At 55.2% G+C, this 15,838-nt stretch carries 17 protein-coding genes and 1 tRNA gene; 10 read left to right on the top strand and 8 right to left on the bottom strand.

All coding sequences use genetic code 11. The features are described from left to right. Positions 1-71: 71 nt before the first annotated feature. The 6 genes from GRPL_RS00695 (at position 72) to GRPL_RS00670 (ending at position 6,308) form a co-directional block, all read left to right on the top strand. The gene (locus GRPL_RS00695; protein ID WP_032689394.1) at positions 72-842 is read left to right on the top strand and encodes an amidohydrolase; all 771 of its coding nucleotides are present in this window, start codon (positions 72-74) and stop codon (positions 840-842) included. A gap of 272 nt (positions 843-1,114) precedes the next feature. Continuing rightward, complete coding sequence (locus tag GRPL_RS00690) at positions 1,115-2,242, top strand: AI-2E family transporter (RefSeq protein WP_032696611.1); 1,128 nt, start codon at positions 1,115-1,117, stop codon at positions 2,240-2,242. Beyond that, the gene (locus GRPL_RS00685; RefSeq protein WP_032700759.1) at positions 2,232-3,755 is read left to right on the top strand and encodes an efflux transporter outer membrane subunit; all 1,524 of its coding nucleotides are present in this window, start codon (positions 2,232-2,234) and stop codon (positions 3,753-3,755) included. Before GRPL_RS00690 ends, GRPL_RS00685 begins: the two co-directional genes overlap by 11 nt. Next, entirely contained in the window at positions 3,752-4,846 is a 1,095-nt protein-coding gene (locus GRPL_RS00680) for an HlyD family secretion protein (protein ID WP_032689377.1), read from the top strand. Before GRPL_RS00685 ends, GRPL_RS00680 begins: the two co-directional genes overlap by 4 nt. A 12-nt stretch (positions 4,847-4,858) precedes the next feature. Then, positions 4,859-5,881 (top strand): DUF2955 domain-containing protein, encoded by a 1,023-nt coding sequence (locus GRPL_RS00675; protein WP_032700760.1) that lies wholly within the window; start codon positions 4,859-4,861, stop codon positions 5,879-5,881. A 1-nt stretch (position 5,882) separates the two neighbouring features. Continuing rightward, a complete protein-coding gene (locus GRPL_RS00670) occupies positions 5,883-6,308 on the top strand; it encodes an ion channel (RefSeq protein ID WP_032689379.1) in 426 nt (141 codons plus the stop codon). Positions 6,309-6,383: 75 nt separating this feature from the next. Here the strand turns inward: GRPL_RS00670 and GRPL_RS00665 are convergent. Beyond that, a tRNA-Asp gene (locus tag GRPL_RS00665) sits at positions 6,384-6,460 on the bottom strand. Between the two features lie 132 nt (positions 6,461-6,592). Next, the gene (dnaQ, locus tag GRPL_RS00660; RefSeq protein WP_131055916.1) at positions 6,593-7,324 is read right to left on the bottom strand and encodes a DNA polymerase III subunit epsilon; all 732 of its coding nucleotides are present in this window, start codon (positions 7,322-7,324) and stop codon (positions 6,593-6,595) included. A 64-nt stretch (positions 7,325-7,388) separates the two neighbouring features. On the opposite strand from dnaQ, the gene rnhA reads away from it, so the two are divergent. After that, positions 7,389-7,856: a ribonuclease HI gene (rnhA, locus tag GRPL_RS00655; RefSeq protein WP_004858198.1), complete on the top strand. Its 468-nt coding sequence runs from the start codon at positions 7,389-7,391 to the stop codon at positions 7,854-7,856. Here the strand turns inward: rnhA and GRPL_RS00650 are convergent. Further along, positions 7,853-8,575, bottom strand: coding sequence for a class I SAM-dependent methyltransferase (locus GRPL_RS00650; RefSeq protein ID WP_032700762.1), 723 nt, complete (start codon positions 8,573-8,575; stop codon positions 7,853-7,855). The genes rnhA and GRPL_RS00650 overlap by 4 nt on opposite strands. Before the next feature lie 33 nt (positions 8,576-8,608). Here GRPL_RS00650 and gloB point away from each other — a divergent pair, with 33 nt between their 5' ends. Both gloB and mltD read left to right on the top strand, forming a co-directional pair. Beyond that, positions 8,609-9,364 carry a hydroxyacylglutathione hydrolase gene (gene gloB, locus GRPL_RS00645; protein WP_032696615.1) on the top strand — a complete coding sequence of 252 codons (756 nt, stop codon included), beginning with the start codon at positions 8,609-8,611 and terminating at the stop codon, positions 9,362-9,364. Positions 9,365-9,435: 71 nt separating this feature from the next. Further along, positions 9,436-10,803, top strand: coding sequence for a murein transglycosylase D (mltD, locus tag GRPL_RS0126110; RefSeq protein ID WP_032700763.1), 1,368 nt, complete (start codon positions 9,436-9,438; stop codon positions 10,801-10,803). Positions 10,804-10,867: 64 nt separating this feature from the next. Here the strand turns inward: mltD and GRPL_RS00640 are convergent, their stop codons facing one another. From GRPL_RS00640 to GRPL_RS00630, 3 genes are all read right to left on the bottom strand, one after another. Further along, the gene (locus GRPL_RS00640; RefSeq protein WP_032689384.1) at positions 10,868-11,638 is read right to left on the bottom strand and encodes a class I SAM-dependent methyltransferase; all 771 of its coding nucleotides are present in this window, start codon (positions 11,636-11,638) and stop codon (positions 10,868-10,870) included. A gap of 86 nt (positions 11,639-11,724) precedes the next feature. Further along, positions 11,725-12,522, bottom strand: coding sequence for an endonuclease/exonuclease/phosphatase family protein (locus GRPL_RS00635; RefSeq protein WP_015585098.1), 798 nt, complete (start codon positions 12,520-12,522; stop codon positions 11,725-11,727). 103 nt (positions 12,523-12,625) lie between these two features. Next, a complete protein-coding gene (locus tag GRPL_RS00630; RefSeq protein ID WP_032700764.1) occupies positions 12,626-13,813 on the bottom strand; it encodes an MFS transporter in 1,188 nt (395 codons plus the stop codon). 104 nt (positions 13,814-13,917) lie between these two features. Here GRPL_RS00630 and yafC point away from each other — a divergent pair, with 104 nt between their 5' ends. Next, complete coding sequence (gene yafC / locus GRPL_RS00625; protein WP_032689387.1) at positions 13,918-14,820, top strand: DNA-binding transcriptional regulator YafC; 903 nt, start codon at positions 13,918-13,920, stop codon at positions 14,818-14,820. 62 nt (positions 14,821-14,882) lie between these two features. On the opposite strand, the gene dkgB is transcribed toward yafC, so the two are convergent. Continuing rightward, the gene (gene dkgB, locus GRPL_RS00620) at positions 14,883-15,686 is read right to left on the bottom strand and encodes a 2,5-didehydrogluconate reductase DkgB (RefSeq protein ID WP_032700765.1); all 804 of its coding nucleotides are present in this window, start codon (positions 15,684-15,686) and stop codon (positions 14,883-14,885) included. After that, positions 15,640-15,838: hypothetical protein (locus GRPL_RS28175; protein WP_210434733.1), on the bottom strand; the 199-nt coding region annotated here is incomplete at its 5' end. The genes GRPL_RS28175 and dkgB, both read right to left, overlap by 47 nt.

Consider the following 15,838-nt stretch of genomic DNA (forward strand, 5'->3'; position numbering starts at 1 on the left):
CGCTGAGCAGCGAGAGACTGATATGGTGTTAAAATTACCCTGATGCTCTCATGATGATGGAGTTCAACACTGTGCCTGGTTTGAAAATTACGTTGTTGCAACAACCCCTGGTGTGGATGGACGGTCCCGCCAACTTGCGTCATTTCGATCGTCAACTGGAAGGCATCACCGGACGTGACGTCATTGTATTGCCGGAAATGTTCACGACCGGATTCGCTATGGAGGCCGCAAAGCAGTCGATGTCACCCGAAAACGTCATTGACTGGATGCAGAGCAAAGCGGTGCAAACAAATGCCCTGATTGCCGGCAGCGCGGCGCTGCAAACCGATCGTGGGCCGGTTAACCGCTTCTTGCTGGTAGAGCCCAATGGCACAACCCACTTCTACGACAAACGCCATCTGTTCCGCATGGCCGAAGAACATCACCATTATGAGGCGGGCAACGAACGGGTCGTGTTTGAGTGGCGCGGCTGGCGAATTCTGCCGCTGGTATGCTATGACCTGCGCTTCCCGGTATGGTCACGTAACCATAACGACTACGATTTAGCGCTCTATGTTGCCAACTGGCCTGCCCCGCGTTCACTGCACTGGCAGTCTCTGCTGGTGGCGCGCGCCATCGAGAATCTGGCCTATGTTGCCGGCTGTAACCGCGTCGGCACCGATGGTAACGGCCATCATTACCGCGGCGATAGCCGCATTATCAGCCCGCAGGGAGAGATTCTGGCAACGGCAGAACCCCATCAGGCAACGCGCCTGGATGCAGAGCTGTCGATGACGGCGCTCAAAGAGTATCGAGAGAAGTTTCCGGCCTGGCAGGATGCGGATCCTTTCACCCTGAACTGATCGCCTTCTCCCCTCGTTAATCGAGGGGAATCCGCTTTATACCTCGCCCCTCCCTTTTCCCCCGCCAGCCCGCAGAATAAGCGGAAAAATAATATTTTTTTGGACGGATTATTTCTGTTCTACACTCATTAAGTGGATAAAATTCAACAAGCACAAACTTCATTTTCAAATAACTTTCAGCTTTTTTTAAAGCGATTCCATCTCGGTCCTGGTCTGGTTTTATTGCCCGACCTGTAAGGTCGTGCGCGCATTATCAGTGAGAACAAACCATCATGGAAAATAATACCCTGCTTGTTGTTGAAAAAAGACTGGTTGCCCGTTTTTTGGATATGTTCATTCGCTTTGGACTTATTCTGGCATTAGCCTCTTTCTGCTATACCGTATTTTCTCCGTTTCTTAATATGATGCTGTGGGCCGTTATCCTGGCCGTCACTCTTTACCCTCTCCACCAGTATTTTGCGACGAAGCTGGGAGGAAAACAGGGCTGGTCCTCAACCCTGATAGTCCTGCTCGGCATTGTGCTGATCGTGGTCCCTACGGTGCTGATGATAAGCTCTCTGGGTGAAAGCGTCAGCGTGATGATTGATAAACTCGGCGGCCGTACTTTCGTCATTCCGCCGCCATCAGCGCATATCGCCACCATTCCCATCGTCGGAGAAAAAATTAGCCTCCTGTGGTTAAAAGCGTCCAACGATTTGCCGGGGCTGATTAGCAACTACCGTTCGCAGATCGGAGATATCGCTAAAAATATCCTCGGTATTCTTGCCAGCATGGGCGGTGGATTGCTCGGTTTTATCCTCTCCTTCATCGTAGCGGGCATTATCATGACCTGGGGCGCCGCCGGGGCGGACAGCGCCCGACGCATTGCCATACGCCTGACGGATGAGAAAAAAGGACACGCTCTGGTGAAACTGTGTACCAGCACGATCCGTGCGGTGGCGCAGGGCGTGATCGGCGTCGCGCTGATCCAGGCGCTGCTGGTAGGCGTCATTATGATCGTGGCGGGCATTCCGGCAGTGGGGATCTTCTTTGTTCTGGCGCTGATCCTCGGGATCGCGCAGATTCCCGTGATTCTGGTGACCGCGCCGGCCATTGCGCTGATGTGGAGCCTCGGCGACCACGGAACGGCGATGAATATCATCTACACGATCTTGCTGATTGTGGCCGGTATGGCAGACAACGTACTCAAACCGCTGATGCTCGGACGCGGTGTCGATGCCCCGATGCCAGTCGTGCTGCTTGGTGCATTAGGCGGCATGGCGGCCAGCGGTATTCTCGGTATGTTTATCGGCGCGACCCTGCTCTCTATTGGCTATCGTATTTTCATGTCCTGGGTCAACGATGGGCAGGTCGGCGATAGCCAGACTCCTGTCGTTCCGGACGACAAAGATGCTCAATGAGCACCGTACCAGGCGCCTGCTGTTCACCGCTGGCGCCTGCCTTGTTCTCACCGCATGCACGACGCTGGGGCCAGACTACCATCCGCCGAAAACGCCGGAGCTGACCCACTGGCAGCCGGCCACGCAGCGGATGGCTTCCCGCTCGACGCCTGCCGATTACGCACGGTGGTGGACGCAGCTCAACGACCCGACCTTAACCGCGCTGATTAACGAAGCGCTGCGGAAAAATCCGGATGTCAAAATCGCCGGTCTGCGTCTGCTGGAATCCCGGGCGCAGCTGGGGATCGCCGAGAGCTTACTGGGACCGCAGGCGACGATCGGCAGCGGCGATCTGCTGCGCACCGGCCAGCAGCGTTCGGGAAACTACAGCTCAGGAACCCGTTACAGCGCCGGGGCCAATCTGGGATGGGAAATCGATTTCTGGGGTAAGTTTCAGCGCGGCGTCGAGTCCGCCGATGCCAGCTATTTCGCCACGCTAGCGCAGTACGATGATATTCAAGTGCTGATGGCAGCCCAGGTGGCACAGTGGTACGTCAATATCCGCACGCTGGAAGCCCGCCTGCAAATAACCCGCAGCAATGCGAAGATCCAGCAGCGTAGCCTGCAGATCACCGAGCGGTTATTCCTCAGCGGCAACAGCGCGGAGCTGGACGTTCAGCAGGCAAAAACCCAATACCTCTCCACGCTTTCGACGATCCCCCAACTGGAAACCAGCCTCGCACAAAGCCAGAATGCCCTGAGCGCGCTGCTGGCACGCAAGCCCGGCCCCCTGCCGGAAATGGCGAGCCAGACCGGCGATATCCCGCTGGGCGAACTCTCGTTAGTGTCTGAACTTCCTGCCAACCTTCTGCGCCGACGGCCCGACGTCAGGGCGGCTGAGCGACAGCTGGCGGCACAGTCGGCGCTTATCGGCGTAGCGGAGAGCGAGCTCTACCCGTCCATTTCGCTGATCGGCAGCGTCGGGATTAGCGGCAGGACGGAGAGCAATGGCACGCTCAGCTGGGCGGCGGGCCCGACATTCAGCTGGAATCTGCTGGATCAAGGCCGGCTCGGAAATCAGGTTCTGGTTCAGGATGCCCGTTTTCTCCAGCTTCACGAGCACTATCGCGATACCGTCTTTCAGGCCGCGCGTGAAGTCGACGATGCGGCTATCGCCTACGCGAATGATAAAGATGAAATTGTATTGCTGAGCCAAACGGGTAAAGCCGCCAGCCGTTCCCTCGAAATAGCCAACACGCAGTATCGTGAGGGAATGGCTGACTTTCAGCGTGTCCTTGACTCGCAGCGGGCGCTGTTCAACCAACAAGAACGGCTGGTCAGCAGCCGCGGCGCGGCGATGCGCGATCTGATCGCGCTGTATAAAGCGTTGGGGGGCGGCTGGGAAAGCGGACGGACACGCCCGCTGGTCGATGCCGCAACGGAAACGCACCTGCGCCAGCGTGATAGCTGGCTGCCGCTGCTGAAGACCCCGCTTCCTTCCGCCACATCTCCTTCAGAAGGACCTTCGCTATGAATGCCCCCTCCTCTTCACCTGGACAGGCCAGCCGGCGTACAGCCATCGGCCTGGTGGTGGTGATTGTACTGCTGATCGGCTTTTATTTAGTCACGGACAGGGTGACGCCCTATACCTCGCAGGCCAGGGTACAGGCCTTCGTCATTCCGGTCGCAGCGGAAGTGACCGGGCAAATAAAAAAGGTATATGTTCGTGACAATCAACGTGTCGCTATGGGCGAACCGCTGTTTGAGCTGGACCCGGAACCTTATGATATCGCCCTGGCGCGTGCACGTTCGGACTATGCCACGGTGCTCAGTTCCGTGAAGGCCAGCGGTGAAAGCGTGGTCGCGGCAAAGGCTGGCCTTCAGGCCGCCACCACCGCTTACCAGAATGCGGCGAAAGATGCCGAGCGCCAGGAACGGCTCTATCGTGAAGATCCCGGCACGATTTCCGTCCGGCGCCTGGAAATAGCCCAGGCCACCCGGGAAACCGCCCGTAGTCAGATGGCCGCTGCCGCTGCCGACGTGCGGCGTGCCATTGAAGCCGCCGGTGCAGCCGGTGACGATAATTCTCAGCTGTTAAGCGCCCGGGCCGCGGTTCGCAAAGCCGAGCTGGACCGCAGTAAAAGCACCGTGATTGCCGGCAGCCGCGGGCTGATTACCGATTTACGCACCGAAGCTGGCCAGTTTGTTGGCGCGGGCGCCCCGGTGATGACATTGATTGCCCTGAACGATGTCTGGATTAACGCGGACATGACCGAAAATAACCTCGGTCGTATCCGGCCGGGTAATGAGGTAGCGATTCTTCTCGACAGCATGCCCGGACACATTTTTACCGGCCGGGTACTCAGCATCGGCTATGGTATCAACGCCTCGCAACCCCCGCCGGCCGGCGGTCTCCCTACCGTGGATAACAACCGTGACTGGCTCCGTCAGGCCCAGCGCTTCCCGGTTAAAATCGCCTTTGCAAAAGAGGATACCCCGCCGCCCACCAGCCTTCGCGTTGGCGGGCAGGCGGATGTGCTGGTTTATACCAGCGGCAGTAGCCTGCTGAACGTTGCAGGCTACCTGTATATCCGTGTCATGAGCCTGTTCTCCTGGCTCTATTAGGGGACCAACGCGATGCATAACGTGGACCGTGCCGTACTGAGAATAAGCTGTGGCAGCGGACTGGCCGCGCTGGTCTGCTACGCCAGCGCGCTGCCGATGCCGCACCTCGGATGCATCATGGCCTGGATTGTGCTGTGCCAGGGGAAACCTTTGGCGCTGAAAAAAGGTCTCGTCATTGGTTCTCTCCTGATAGTCACCATGACGGGTGGCATTCTGATGGTGCCATTACTGACCTATTACGCCTTACCGGGCGTGCTGCTCACGGCGCTGTTGCTGTATCAGTTGATATTAATGGGCCTTTCCGGGAAGGCCACGCTGTCGATGCTGCTGGTGGTGGCAATAGCGGTGATTCCCATTGCCGGGCTGATTGAGCAGGCGCTGGCGATGGGGCTGGCGCAAATGCTGGGGATCGGTTTTATTACCGGTACGTTGGTCAACGGGCTGGCGGTGGCGTTATTCCCACCGCCACCGGGCCCGGCGCCCCAGCCCAGGGAATCGCCGGCGGTGAGTTCTCCCCATGTCAGGGCGCTACGGGCGGTGATTATTGTACTCCCCGTCTGGCTTCTGGCACTGAGCCACCCGACGTTCTACATCCCGGCGGTGATGAAAACCGTCACGCTGGCGCAGCAGGCGACGACGCTCACCACGAAAACGTCGGGAAAAGAACTGGTGCTATCGACGCTACTGGGGGCGCTGCTGGCGCTGGGGCTGTGGTTCGGTCTTAGCCTCTGGCCGTCGCTGCTAATGCTGGTGCTCTGGCTGAGCCTGGTCAGTCTGTGGGTGGCCCGGCGGCTGGTTCGTCTGGTGCCGGGACGGTTTCCCCCCTCTTTCTGGAGCAATGTCTGGATAACCGCCCTCATTCTGTTCGGCCCGGCGATTCAGGACAGCAGTTCAGGAAAAGATGTCTGGACAGCCGCCGCGATGCGCTGCGCGTTATATCTCATCATCGCGCTTTATGGCTGGGCCTGCATCGCCCTTCTTGAGCGCTGGCGCCCCCTTGACGCCCCCTCAACAAAACTTCATTCAGGAGATTAACATGTTGCTTCCGCTGATAACGGGCATGCCCGTTATCCTGTGTAATATGCTGCTGCAATCTCTGGTGTCCGTCTGGTGCATTCGCTTTTATCTCAAGCGTTTTCACGGCAAAGAGGGGCTACTTGCCGGCGTGCTGGCGCTGTTTGGCACCATCATCATCATTTTAATGGGTAATTTGCTGCAGATTCTGCTCTGGGGAATACTGTTTGTCTGGCTGGGCGAGTTTCCGACGCTGCTGGATGCGGTGTATCACTCCGGGGTGAACTTCGCGACGTTGGGGTATGGCGATGTTGTGATGAGCGCCAGATGGAAACTGCTCGGTCCGCTGGAGGCGGTCAACGGGGCGCTGATGATCGGCCTGTCCGGTGCCTGCATGCTGGCCGTTATGCAGCATCATATTCGCAAGCAATTAAAATATATAAAATGAACTCAATGAGTTTGTTTTGGCGGGGCGTGAAACGACGAAAGCCTGAATCATTTCTGATTCAGGCTTTCTGAATAGTGGCGGAACGGACGGGACTCGAACCCGCGACCCCCTGCGTGACAGGCAGGTATTCTAACCGACTGAACTACCGCTCCACTTACTGTTCCCTTGGGAACGAGGCGAATATTACGGATTCCCCGTAACGCCGTCAACGCTTTTTCTTCAGTTTTGAATCGTTTGCTGTAAAAATCGCCCGCCAGGTGATTTTTACAGCATATCCCAGTGACTCAGGCGCGCCACAGGCAGCTTCCGCCTTTCTTTTGCACCAGATCGAGTCGGGATTCATGGCTCACGATCTCTTCATCAGTCGCATAAACCACGCGTAATTTGCTGGCGGCGCGAACAACCCGCTGTATTCCCATTTCACCAGCCTGCTGCTGCCCCTCACCTTCCATTGAAAATGCCATCGTCGTCTGACCACCGGTCATCATCAGATAGACATCGGCCAGAATCTGGGCATCGAGTAATGCCCCGTGCAGCGTGCGCTTACTGTTGTCTATTTCATAACGTGAGCACAGCGCATCGAGGCTGTTACGCTTGCCGGGGAACATTTTCCGCGCCAGTGCGAGGCTATCGGTGACTTTGCAGAAAGTATTCGTTTTCGCAATGCCGCGATTCAGCTTGCTGAATTCATAATCCATAAAGCCGATATCAAACGAGGCGTTATGGATGACCAGCTCCGCGCCGCGGATATAGTCCATAAACTCGTCGGCCACCTCCGCAAACACCGGTTTATCCATCAGGAATTCATCGGCGATCCCGTGAACGCCGAACGCTTCCGGGTCCACCAGCCGGTCCGGTTTCAGATAAACATGGAAGTTGTTCCCGGTGAGGCGGCGGTTTATTACCTCTACCGCACCGATTTCGATGATCTTATGTCCTTCATAGTGCGCACCGATCTGGTTCATACCGGTGGTTTCAGTATCAAGAACAATCTGTCGTGTAATTGCAGTGCTCATATCAGTCATTTATGTCAGACTTGCCGTTTATCTATCGATTTCAATTACAGGAAGTCTACCAGAGATGCTTAAACAGGTAGAAATTTTCACCGATGGTTCATGCCTGGGAAATCCTGGGCCCGGTGGTTATGGGGCGATTTTACGCTATCGCGGAAAAGAAAAAATCTTTAGTCAGGGCTATCACCTCACCACCAATAACCGGATGGAGATGATGGCGGCAATTGTCGCCCTCGAGGCGCTGAAGGAGCAGTGCGAAGTGATCCTCAGCACCGACAGCCAGTACGTGCGCCAGGGGATCACCCAGTGGATCCATAACTGGAAAAAACGCGGCTGGAAAACCGCTGATAAAAAACCGGTTAAAAATGTCGATCTCTGGCAGCGCCTGGATGCCGCGCTCGGCCAGCATCAAATCAAATGGGAATGGGTCAAAGGCCATGCCGGCCACCCGGAAAATGAACGCTGTGATGAGCTGGCGCGCGCTGCTGCCTCCAGCCCGACGCAGAGCGATACCGGCTACCAGCCAGAAAGCTAACTCTGGCCGTTGCGCCACTGACGCGTGGCGCCAACCGTCTGGCGCAGCTGCGTTTTTGCTTTTCCCGACTTCATCGGGTTTAACGTCAGCGGAACCGTCCGCTTCCGGGCAACAATCAGCTGCAAACTGCCCAGTGCCGGCAGATGAGTGCTGAGGAGTTTGCCACCATGCCTGGACCAGGGCAGCACCTGATACCGGCCATAATGCAGCACCTCAAAATTCAACAACGCCAGCCAGTCCAGCTGACGCGTGAGCGTAAACATCCGGCTGTTGTAGGGCGTCGTCTTACGTAATACCGGCACCAGCTTGCGCAGGCCCATCAGACTGACGGGGTTAAAGCCGGTCAAAATCATCCAGCCGTCATCAATCAATACCCGGTCGGCCTCTCGCAGCAAACGATGCGGATCGCTGCACCAGGGCAAGGTATGCGCCAGCAGGCAGGCATCAACCGATTTTTCTGCAAAGGGAAGATGGAGCGGATCGGCTTTCACCTGAATCGGGTTGCCCTGCAAAGACACGTTCACCTGATGAGAGATAGCACAGGCTTCCGTGTTGATTTCCGCGCTCAGATTGCCAATCTTAAGTAAATGAAAGCCATATAATTTAGCCAGCCACGGTTTCATATGCCGTTCCAGCGATTCGCGATAGTATTCGCCCCAGGGCATACTGGACCAGTGCTCGGGCGCTGTGATTGTCTGAGGTATCCTTGCCGGCTTCATCGCAACCTTCCGCTACGCTTTGAGAGGTAATTTATGAATCTTATCAGCATTCCCGCATTTCAGGACAACTACATCTGGGTTCTTAGTGAGGAGAACGGTCGCTGTCTTATCGTCGATCCCGGCGAAGCGGCACCGGTACTGGCCGCCATCGAAGCCAATCACTGGCAACCCGAAGCCATTTTATTGACCCACCACCACCACGATCATGTTGGCGGCGTAAAACAACTGCGTGAAAAGTTCCCGGGTCTTGTGGTTTACGGACCGGCAGAAACCCAGGATAAAGGCACCACTCACCTTGTGGCCGATGGCGATCGGGTGATGATTTTGGGTCACGAATTTTCTATTTTTTCCACCCCCGGTCACACTTTAGGACACATCTGTTTCTACAGCGAACCTTATCTTTTTTGTGGCGATACAATGTTTTCCGGCGGCTGTGGAAGGCTTTTCGAAGGAACAGCAGATCAGATGTATCAATCATTTAGGAAAATAAACGCGTTTCCTGAGGATACTCTAATCTGTTGCGCACATGAGTATACTTTAGCGAATATGAAGTTTGCATTGAGTATCCTGCCTGATGACAGGGATATAAATGATTACTACCATAAAGTTAATGAGTTACGTGCAAAAAAACAAAAAACACTGCCCGTAACTCTGAAAAATGAGCGACGTATAAATATTTTCTTACGTACGGATGACAATGATTTAATTAAAGAAATATCCAAAGAAACAAATTTGCAACACTCTGCGCAGAGATTTGCCTGGTTAAGGTCAAAGAAAGATGACTTCTGACATTTAATTCTTGTCATTCGCCGCCTTCACCGTTATTCTTGCTCGTCTTTTAAGCAACTATTGACACACACATGAAGGCACGAGCGATTTTACTCGCCTCTGTCCTGCTGGTGGGGTGCCAGTCGTCGAAAAACGATGGCAACGTCCAACAGCACGCACAGAGCCTTTCTGCAGCTGGTCAAGGGGAAGCAGGTAAGTTCACAAGTCAAGCGCGCTGGTTAGATGATGGAACCTTCTACGCGCAAGACCAGGATCTGTGGACTTCCATAGGCGACGAGCTAAAGATGGGAATACCGGAAAATCCCCGGATTCGCGAACAAAAACAGAAGTATTTAAGTAATAAGAGCTATCTCCACGATGTAACTTTACGGGCAGAGCCGTATATGTACTGGATAGCCGGGCAAGTTAAGAAACGTAACATGCCAATGGAACTGGTATTACTACCCATAGTGGAGAGCGCTTTTGACCCGCACGCAACGTCTGGCGCCAATGCCGCAGGCATCTGGCAGATCATTCCGAGCACCGGGCGCAATTATGGTTTGAAACAGACCCGCAGCTACGATGCGCGTCGTGACGTCGTCGCCTCTACCACGGCGGCGTTGGATATGATGCAGCGTCTGAACAAGATGTTCGACGGCGACTGGTTGTTAACGGTCGCCGCGTACAACAGCGGCGAAGGTCGAGTGCTGAAGGCAATGAAAGCGAACCGTTCGCGTGGTAAACCCACCGATTTCTGGTCGCTGCCATTACCGCGGGAAACCAAGGTGTATGTGCCAAAAATGCTGGCGTTGAGTGATATTCTCAAAAACAGCAAACGTTATGGCGTGAAGCTGCCGACGGCAGACGAAAGCCGTGCGCTGGCGCGTGTTCGCCTCGACAATCCGGTTGAGATTAGCCAGCTCGCAGATATGGCAGGCATGCCTGTCGGCAAGCTGAAAACCTTCAACGCCGGCGTCAAAGGATCAACCCTTGGTGCCAGCGGGCCAAAGTACGTTATGGTGCCACAGAAACACGCTGCTCAGCTGCGTGAATCACTGGCCTCTGGCGATATTGCAGCCGTGCAACCTACGCTGCTGGCGGACAACACGCCGTTGACCAGCCGTAGCTACAGGGTGCGTTCGGGCGATACGGTTTCCGGGATTGCATCGCGTCTTGGCGTATCGACGAAAGATCTGCAGCAGTGGAATAACCTGCGCGGGTCCGGGCTGAAAGTGGGTCAGAACCTGGTGATTGGCGCCGGTAGCAGCGCACAGCGTCTTGCCAACAACAGCGATAGCATCACCTATCGCGTACGTAAAGGTGATTCGTTGTCGAGCATCGCGAAACGTCACGGCGTGAATACACGTGATGTGATGCGCTGGAATAGCGGCACTGATGACCTGAAGCCTGGCGACCAGCTGACGCTGTACGTGAAGAACAGCGACAGGCCAGACTCCTGATACATCTGCTTAGTAGAAAAGGCACCGGATCCCGGTGCCTTTTTGTTTTAAAGCGTTTTTTGTTTTAAAGCGCTTTATGCGCTTCAAACATAATCGTATCGCTGGTAAAGGATCCGTCCTGCTGCAAAGCGAAATAGGCTTTGACCTCTGCGGATGCGCTCTCCTGATATAAACGGATGGCCTCCACCAGCGGTGCTGGCGTGCGCATACGGGCCACCCATGAGGAAAATTCCAGCGGCAAGCGATCGGTCAACAGCTGATTAACCGCCAGCCCGGCCTCATTCGCTAATGCCAGCCATTCTCCGCTCGAGTAGTTTCGTACATGAGACGTATCACGCAGCGCTTCAACGGTTTGCAGCCAGATATCGCGTACAGGATGCCCGGGCGACATCACATCCATAATTATCATCACGCCGCCCGGCTTCAGGACGCGCTTAACCTCACGCAGCGCCTGGCCAACATCATGCCAGTGATGGGCAGAATAGCGGCTTATCACCACATCAAAGCTATCATCGGCAAACGGCAGCGTTTCCGCATACCCCTGTTGAGTAACAATATTGGCGAAACCTTTATCTTTTGCGGCTTCAGCAACCACCTCCAGCATCTGGCTCGATAAATCATAAGCCGTAACCTGCGCCACCTGCCCCGCGGCAGTAAAGCTGGCGTGCCCTGCCCCGCATCCCATATCCAGCAACTTTGCCTGTGGGAAATCGGCCAGCCGTTCGGCCAGGCGCTGCAGATCGCGCCCGGAAGCGTGTACGGCGCTGGTCAGATAGGCGCTAGCCTGTGAGCCGAACTGCTTTTCGACATTGTCATGGTGAGAGCGTGTTGTCATTGTGTTGTCCTTCGGTTGTGTGAATCATTAAGGGCAGCATCGTGCTGAGCGCAGACCTGCCCGGTGGCAGGCCTGACATACCTTAATTAATCAGGCTTGCCGGGACTGAATTCGACTAGTAGCGGGTTGTGGTCAGAGGCGCGCGTCACCAGCACGGAAGCATCGTGTACGCTTAACCCACGATAGAATACAAAATCAAGCGGACGCCCAAACGCCCGACGGCGCTGATCGTCAGGGAAACGGACTTCGCGCAGCGACATTTCTCGCGCAAAGTGATAGAGCGCATTCATTCGTGAACGGCTCCAGGCATTGAAATCACCGGCCATAATCACCGGGCCACTGTGATGGGCTATTTGATCGCCAATCGGCAGCAGCTGCTTGCTGTAGACATCGACACCGAGGCTGAAATTAACTGCGTGAATATTCACAACCATCAGTAAACGCGTATCCGGCAGCGGATACACGGTCACTAACGCAGACTTTGCCAGCCGCAGAATCGGCTCACGCTCGCGCAGCGGGCAGCAGTACACCGGATGCGCCGAAGCCAGCGTCATGACGCCAGAGGGGTGCTGCGGCAACACCAGAGCCGGAACCTGATCGGCGGCCAGGTAATTAGTCGTCGCAAATCGAACCATTTCAGGGGTAGTTTGCGCTTCCTGTAACAGCACAAGATGGGCATCTTTACCGAAGTTCTTGAGAACGGACTTCCACTCCGCCCGCTGCTGCTTAAAGATATTCCACACCAGGACGCGGATCTTTTCATCTGTGCTTAATGGCACGCCGGCAGGAAATGCCTGGCCCACGCTTGCGAATGACCCCGGAGGCAAAATTCTCTCCGCGGGCTGTCCGGCAACGTAGCGCATAGCATAAGTATTCTTTCGCAATTTGGGCATCAAACCTCGATAACAGGAAACCAGCCTGACTGCGGCTGGTTCTTCTGTTATAGGGACTTTCACTGGTACTTTCAATGCAATTCGCGAGAAACCTTTATCCTTCGACATTCACCGTCTTTGCCGGTCGGTACTTATCCAGACGACCACTGCGCACAACCAGCAGCAGCGCAGCGAAGACGATGACGGCCCCTATCCACGGCGTCTCGGCCAGCCCATAGCGCTCCACCGTTTGTCCACCGATAACGGAACCTAACGCTATGCCAACGTTGAACGCGGCGATATTCAGGCCGGAGGCCACGTCAACCGCACCCGGCGTATACTGCTCGGCTTTTTGCACGACGTAAACCTGCAGCCCCGGCACGTTACCGAAGGCAAAAATCCCCATCACCAGCACCGTTGCCAGCGCAGCATACTGGATGCTGGCGGTAAACTGGAATACCAGCAGCAGAACTACCAACGCGGCAAAGATTAACTTCAGTGCCGCAACGGCCCCATGCTTATCGGCCAGTTTTCCGCCCCAGACGTTGCCAACGGCCACCGAGATACCATAGCCCAACAGAATCCAGCTCACCGTTGATGGGCTAAACCCGGCCAGCTCCTGCATCATGGGAGCCAGGAAAGTAAACGCGGTGAAGACGCCGCCATATCCCAATGCGGTGATGGCATAAATCATCAACAGACGCGGATGGGTGAGGACCTTAATCTGATCGCGCAGGCTTGCGCTGGCGCGGCCTGGGATGTTGTTCGGTACCAAAATCAGACTGCTCACCAGTGCAATGACGCCGAGAATCGAAACGGCGAGAAAGGTTTCTCGCCAGCCAAAATGCTGGCCGATAAAGGTACCTATCGGTACACCGGTCACCAGGGCGACCGTTAAGCCACCAAACATAATGGCGATGGCCGAAGCGGCTTTCTCTTTCGGCACCAGGCTCGTCGCGATAGTGGAGCCAATCGAGAAGAACACACCGTGTGCCAGGCCAGTCAGCAGACGCGCAAAGACCAGCGTCGCATAACCGGGAGCCTGCCAGGCCAGCAGGTTACCGGCGGTAAAGAGCACCATCAGCGCCAGCAGCAGCTGTTTACGCGGCATACGCCCGGTCAATGCGGTCAGCACCGGTGCCCCGATGGCCACCCCCAGAGCGTAGATAGAAACCAGCAGGCCGGCAGAAGGCAACGAGATAGCCAGTTGTTCAGCAATCGTGGGGACCAGCCCCACAATCACAAATTCCGTGGTACCAATAGCAAAGGCACCGATTGTTAAGGCAAGTAGCGCCAGTGGCATAATTTACTCCGTATCATCAGGATTAAGATGACACGTAGTATGAAGCGATGTTTAAATAACAAAAACTATCAAAGTCTCAATAGAATTTTGCTACAGGTGCAATAATGAGAGCCACTTCAGAAGAGATAGCCATCTTTATCGCCGTCGTCGAAAGCGGGAGCTTTAGCCGGGCGGCTGAACAGCTGGGGCAGGCTAATTCCGCCGTCAGTCGGGCGGTAAAAAAGCTGGAATCAAAACTTGGCGTCAGCCTGTTGAACCGTACAACCCGTCAGCTCAATCTGACCGAAGAAGGAGAGCGCTATTTTCGTCGCATGCAGGTTGTCCTGCAGGAGATGGCGGCGGCGGAGAATGAACTTCTGGAGACACGGACGACGCCGAGGGGATTGTTACGCGTTGATGCCGCCACGCCGGTGATGCTGCATTTCCTGATGCCGCTGGTGAAACCTTTCCGCGAACGTTATCCGGAAATGACCCTGTCGCTGGTGTCATCAGAAACCTTTATCAATCTGATTGAGCGTAAAGTCGACGTCGCGATCCGCGCCGGTACGTTAACAGATTCCAGCCTTCGCGCCCGGCCGCTTTTTAACAGCTACCGCAAAATTATCGCCTCCCCGGACTATCTGGCTCGCCACGGTACGCCGAAAAATGTCGCTGACCTGAAAGATCACCTGTGCCTGGGCTTTACCGAACCGGTCTCGTTGAATACCTGGCCCGTCTCCTGCTGCGATGGTCAACTGCTGGAAGTGAATTGTGAGATCTCATCGAACAGCGGGGAAACCCTTAAGCAGCTATGCCTGGCAGGGAATGGTATTGCCTGTCTGTCCGATTATATGGTCAACCAGGAAATTGCGCGCGGGGAGTTTGTTGAACTGCTGGCCGAGAAGCGCCTGCCGGTTGAAATGCCGTTCAGCGCGGTTTACTACAGTGACAGAGCCGTCAGCACGCGCATCCGGGCATTTATCGACTTTCTTAGCGAGCATGTAAAACAGCTCCCGCAGGAGCTGTAATACGCGCGTTCCCGACCGCTCTTTTCGCGTAGTCGGCCAGCCGCTCGTGCTGATTCAGACGATCAGTCCCACTCAGGCGCCAGGCCTTCCGGGCTAACCAGACGATCGTTGCAATCCAGCGCGGCGATCGCCTGACGATCCTTGGCATCCAGCTGCAGATCCTGAGCTTTCAAATTGCTTGCCAGATTTTCGCGCTTCGTGGACGACGGGATTACGGCGTAGCCTTCACCTATCGCCCAGGCCAGAATAACCTGTGCCGGCGTCGCATTGTGTTTCGCCGCAATGCCGGCAATCACTTCATCTTTCAGAGCCTTACCATAAGCCAGCGTCATGTAAGAGGTGATATGGATACCGTGTTGTGTAGCCCACTCCACCACTTTACGGTTTTGCAGGTACGGAGAGAGCTCAATCTGATTGGTCGCGATATTTTCAGCACCGACGGCGGCAATCGCACGTTCCATTAGCGGAATCGTGAAGTTAGAGATGCCAATCTGACGGGTCAGACCCTGCTTTTTCGCTTCCAGCAGTGCAGGCATAAATGCTTCGACGGCAACGGTATCATTCGGCGACGGCCAGTGGATCAGCGTCAGATCGACATAATCTGTACGCAGCTTCTGCAGGCTCTCTTCAAGACTGGCGATAAGCTTTTCCGGGCTCAGGTTTTCAATCCAGATTTTGGTGGTGATAAACAGCTCATCACGCGGCACAGCGCTTTCTTCGATAGCCTGGCCAACAGCGGCTTCGTTATCATAAATCTGAGCGGTATCAATCGTACGATATCCCAGTTCCAGCGCCGTTTTCACTGATGCGATGACCACGTCATCTTTCAGGCGGAAGGTTCCAAGACCAAATGCAGGGATTGCCATAAAATTCCTCGTTATTTCTTAATGTTGGCTGATTGAGGTCATTATGGTTGATGTAACGAAAGGGAAAAAGATCGATAAATGCAGAGGATTTTTGCTCAATAAGCAAAAATAGAACAGCAGGAAAAGAAAAAGCCCTGAGCAAATGCTCAGGG

It is taken from the genome of Klebsiella planticola ATCC 33531, assembly GCF_000735435.1.
Lineage (GTDB): Bacteria > Pseudomonadota > Gammaproteobacteria > Enterobacterales > Enterobacteriaceae > Klebsiella > Klebsiella planticola.

Bases quoted from the DNA above. Each gene is read 5' to 3' on its own strand.
- GRPL_RS00690 (WP_032696611.1), top strand. From the start codon at position 1,115: ATGGAAAATAATACCCTGCTTGTTGTTGAAAAAAGACTGGTTGCCCGT.
- GRPL_RS00685 (WP_032700759.1), top strand. From the start codon at position 2,232: ATGCTCAATGAGCACCGTACCAGGCGCCTGCTGTTCACCGCTGGCGCC.
- GRPL_RS00680 (WP_032689377.1), top strand. From the start codon at position 3,752: ATGAATGCCCCCTCCTCTTCACCTGGACAGGCCAGCCGGCGTACAGCC.
- GRPL_RS00675 (WP_032700760.1), top strand. From the start codon at position 4,859: ATGCATAACGTGGACCGTGCCGTACTGAGAATAAGCTGTGGCAGCGGA.
- GRPL_RS00670 (WP_032689379.1), top strand. From the start codon at position 5,883: ATGTTGCTTCCGCTGATAACGGGCATGCCCGTTATCCTGTGTAATATG.
- dnaQ (WP_131055916.1), bottom strand. From the start codon at position 7,324: ATGAGCACTGCAATTACACGACAGATTGTTCTTGATACTGAAACCACC.
- rnhA (WP_004858198.1), top strand. From the start codon at position 7,389: ATGCTTAAACAGGTAGAAATTTTCACCGATGGTTCATGCCTGGGAAAT.
- GRPL_RS00650 (WP_032700762.1), bottom strand. From the start codon at position 8,575: ATGAAGCCGGCAAGGATACCTCAGACAATCACAGCGCCCGAGCACTGG.
- gloB (WP_032696615.1), top strand. From the start codon at position 8,609: ATGAATCTTATCAGCATTCCCGCATTTCAGGACAACTACATCTGGGTT.
- mltD (WP_032700763.1), top strand. From the start codon at position 9,436: ATGAAGGCACGAGCGATTTTACTCGCCTCTGTCCTGCTGGTGGGGTGC.
- GRPL_RS00640 (WP_032689384.1), bottom strand. From the start codon at position 11,638: ATGACAACACGCTCTCACCATGACAATGTCGAAAAGCAGTTCGGCTCA.
- GRPL_RS00630 (WP_032700764.1), bottom strand. From the start codon at position 13,813: ATGCCACTGGCGCTACTTGCCTTAACAATCGGTGCCTTTGCTATTGGT.
- yafC (WP_032689387.1), top strand. From the start codon at position 13,918: ATGAGAGCCACTTCAGAAGAGATAGCCATCTTTATCGCCGTCGTCGAA.
- dkgB (WP_032700765.1), bottom strand. From the start codon at position 15,686: ATGGCAATCCCTGCATTTGGTCTTGGAACCTTCCGCCTGAAAGATGAC.